Below are 3,582 nucleotides of genomic sequence, written 5' to 3' on the forward strand. Positions count from 1 at the left end.
AACTTGTTTATAGGCTCAGTTTTATATTCAAAAACTGAGCAAAGTCATTCTTTTTGGTTGTATATGCTCAACTGTAGTTGAGATTTATTTTTTATAAATTTCAAATATAGTCAATCCATTCCTACAAAAACAAGAAACCACCGAAAATCAATTTTCCGGTGGTTTCTGTTAAAAAGTATATCAATCTTATGCTTCTGTAGCGTTTGCCAATCTCCAGTCTCGCAACCAGTACTTCGTTCGTTTTACTAAAAAGAACATCACGGGTACCATAACCAAGGTTAAGACCGTGGCATAAGACAAACCAAATATAATAGTCCAAGCCAATGGCGACCAGAAAATTACGTTATCGCCTCCCATATACAAATGCGGGTTCAAATCGGTTACCAACCCAAAGAAGTCAAAGTTGAGTCCGATAGCTAGTGGAATTAATCCTAAAATAGCCGTTAATGCGGTTAATAATACGGGACGCAAACGGTTTTTACCACTTTCGATAATGATTTCTTCAATTTCAATAAGCGATAAATCATTGTGGCTTTCTACGCCTTTGTCGGCTACTTTTTTATCCAAAAGTAAGACGAAGAAATCCATCAGTACGATTCCGTTTTTCACGACAATTCCCGCCAAGGAAATGATTCCCATCATGGTCATCAGGATCACAAAATCCATATTGGCAATGACATAACCATAAAACACACCACTAAAACTCAAAAGCACCGTAAATAAAATCACGATGGTTTTGGACACCGAATTAAACTGCAACACAATGATAATCGTAATTCCTGCCATGGCTAGGAATAAAGCATACATCAAGAAACTTTGGTTTTTGCCTTGTTCTTCTTGCACTCCAGAGAAGGAATACGTAACTCCTTTTGGTAGTTTATAATTGGTGAGTTCGCTGCCAATTTGTTTGGTAATTTCGTCGCCGTTAAACCCCGTGAGTACATTCGAATAAATGGTCATTATTCGTTTGTAGTTCTTTCTTTTGATTTGGTTATACGTATTTGTTTTTTCGGTTTCTGATACTGCCGAAATAGGCACTTGCATCATTTGACCGTTGGTTTGATTTCTAAAAGTCAACGACTGGTTGAATAATACATTTTCGTTCTTGCGCTGATCTTCTTGCATACGCACCATGATATTGTAATCGTCATCGCCTTCTTTGAAAGTAGAGATTTCTTGTCCATAAACAGAACGACGCAAATTAAATCCTAACTGTCCTGTCGAAACGCCCAAACTTCCTGCATTGACGCGATCTACTTTTACTTCAAGCTCAGGGCTTTGTTTGTTGACATCTACATTCAATCGTTCGATACCGGGTATTTTTTTAGCATCAATAAAAGCAATCATTTTGTCGGCTTCTTTGAGCATTTCATTATAATCATAACCAGTTAATTGAATACTAATTGGGTAACCCGCAGGTGGTCCGTTTGCATCTTTTTCTACGGTAATGGTTGCGCCAGCAATGCCCTTGACACGCGCTCTAATTTCATCTAAAACATCCGAAGTGTTAATGTCTCTTCTAAACTTAAATTCAGAGAAATTCACCGTTACTTTCCCTTTAAAAGGGGTTTCGTTAGCTGAACCCGCATCTACATTTGGATTTCCTGCTCCGACACCTACTTGTGAAACAATACTTTCGGCAAGGAAGTTTTTGTCTGTTTTAGGATCGATGTATTTTTTCATGATATCGATGACTTGTTTCTCAACAAACAAAGTCGCCTTGTTGGTTTTATCAATATCTGTTCCTTGCGGATATTCGATGTAGGTAATGACTTGTCTTGGTATATTGTCTGGGAAAAACAATACTTTTCTAGGGAAAAGTCCCAATAGAAAAATAGATAAAAACAACATTCCGATGATTCCTACCAAGGCAAACCAAGCATTTCGACCTTTTAGAATTTTTCCTAAAAAACCTTTGTATTTTTCTTCTAACCTTGGGAAAAAGTTGTGTTGAAAATCTTGTGTCCATTGATACATTTTCCATTTGTACAACCACATAAAGGCTAATGAAATGAGTGCAAAATGTCCAATTCCTCGGGCAAATTTCACATCTTTTACATTTCCAATAATCACAAATAATACGCCTACAAACAAGAATATAATGGTATATCTTTTGGCTGATTTTAGGGTTACATTTCTATCTTCGATATCCATAGAACCGCCTGTCATAGCAGCATTCACGACCATCGCTACAAATAACGAAGCTGTCAAAGTAACGGTCAAGGTTATTGGGAAGTAAATCATAAATTTACCCATAGTACCAGGCCAAAGGGCAAAAGGTAAAAACGCCATCAGGGTAGTGGCTGTTGATGAAATTACAGGCCATGCGATTTCGCCAATACCCACTTTGGAAGCCTGAACTCGAGTCATTCCCTTTTTCATGTTGGCAAAAACATTATCGACGACCACAATTCCGTCATCAACCAATAAACCTAATCCCATTACCAATCCGAAAAGCACCATCGTGTTTAGGGTTAATCCAAACATCGACAAAACCGTAAAAGCTATCATCATCGATAGCGGAATAGCCGCTCCCACAAATAAAGAGTTTCGTAATCCCATGGTAAACATCAACACAATCATAACCAACACAATCCCGAAGATAATGTGATTAGATAGTTCATCTACTTGATGTTCTACACGCTCCGATTGATCGTTGGTTAGCTCAACTTGTAAATCTTTTGGCAAATAATTTTCATGAGCTAATTCCAGTTTTTCTTTGACTTGATCAATCGCCGAAATCATGTTTTGACCCGAGCGTTTTTTCACATCGAGCATCACTACTTCCTTACCCATTTCGCGAGCATAAGTCGTTTTTTCTTTTTCTTTGAAAGTAACTGTTGCAACATCTTTTAAATATACTACCCCGCCAGTATGTTTTACGATAACATTTTCGAGTTCTTTTGGATCTTTAATTTCACCCACAATTCGGATGTTGTTTCTCGAACCTTGCGAAATCAAATTACCGCCCGAAAGCGTCATGTTTTCATACTTCACCGCATTTTGAATGTCATCAAATGAAATTTGAGCTGCCGTCATTTTGAAGATATCGACAGCGATTTCTACTTCTTTATCATCAACACCCAAAATTTCTACTTTTTTAACTTCGGGAATTTCCTCGATATCATCTTGCAGTCTTTCGCCATATTTTTTGAGTTGTTGGGTGGTGTAATTCCCTTTTAAGTGAATGTTTAAAATAGGCACTTCTTCGGAAATGTTCAATTCAAAAACACTAGGTTCTACTTTGCTTCCGTTATCCAGATTAGGCCAATCAGTATCGGCTTTGACAATATCAACCTTGTCTTTGACTTTTAGTTTGGCTTCTTCAATAGATACTTTATCCGAAAATTCGGCGATGATCATTCCGTAGTCTTGGAAGGAACTTGCGGTTACTCTCTCGACACCACTAATGTTTTTGAGTTCTTTTTCGAGAGGTTTGATAATCAATTTTTCTACATCTTCGGCTGAGTTTCCAGGAAAAACAGACGATATGTAAACTTTATTCTCAATAATTTCTGGAAAATCTTCACGCGGCATTGAGGTGTAAGCAATTAGACCTGTAATGGTAACTAATAATGTGAA

At 37.4% G+C, this 3,582-nt stretch carries 1 protein-coding gene; it reads right to left on the minus strand.

Going from position 1 to position 3,582, the window contains the following annotated elements; all coding sequences use genetic code 11:
• Nucleotides 1-186: 186 nt before the first annotated feature.
• The coding region (locus tag ACKVOD_RS11840) for an efflux RND transporter permease subunit (RefSeq protein WP_409209675.1) at nt 187-3,582 on the minus strand (3,396 nt) is incomplete at its 5' end.

Origin of the sequence: Flavobacterium sp. (assembly GCF_046155325.1) — a bacterium.
GTDB lineage: Bacteria > Bacteroidota > Bacteroidia > Flavobacteriales > Flavobacteriaceae > Flavobacterium.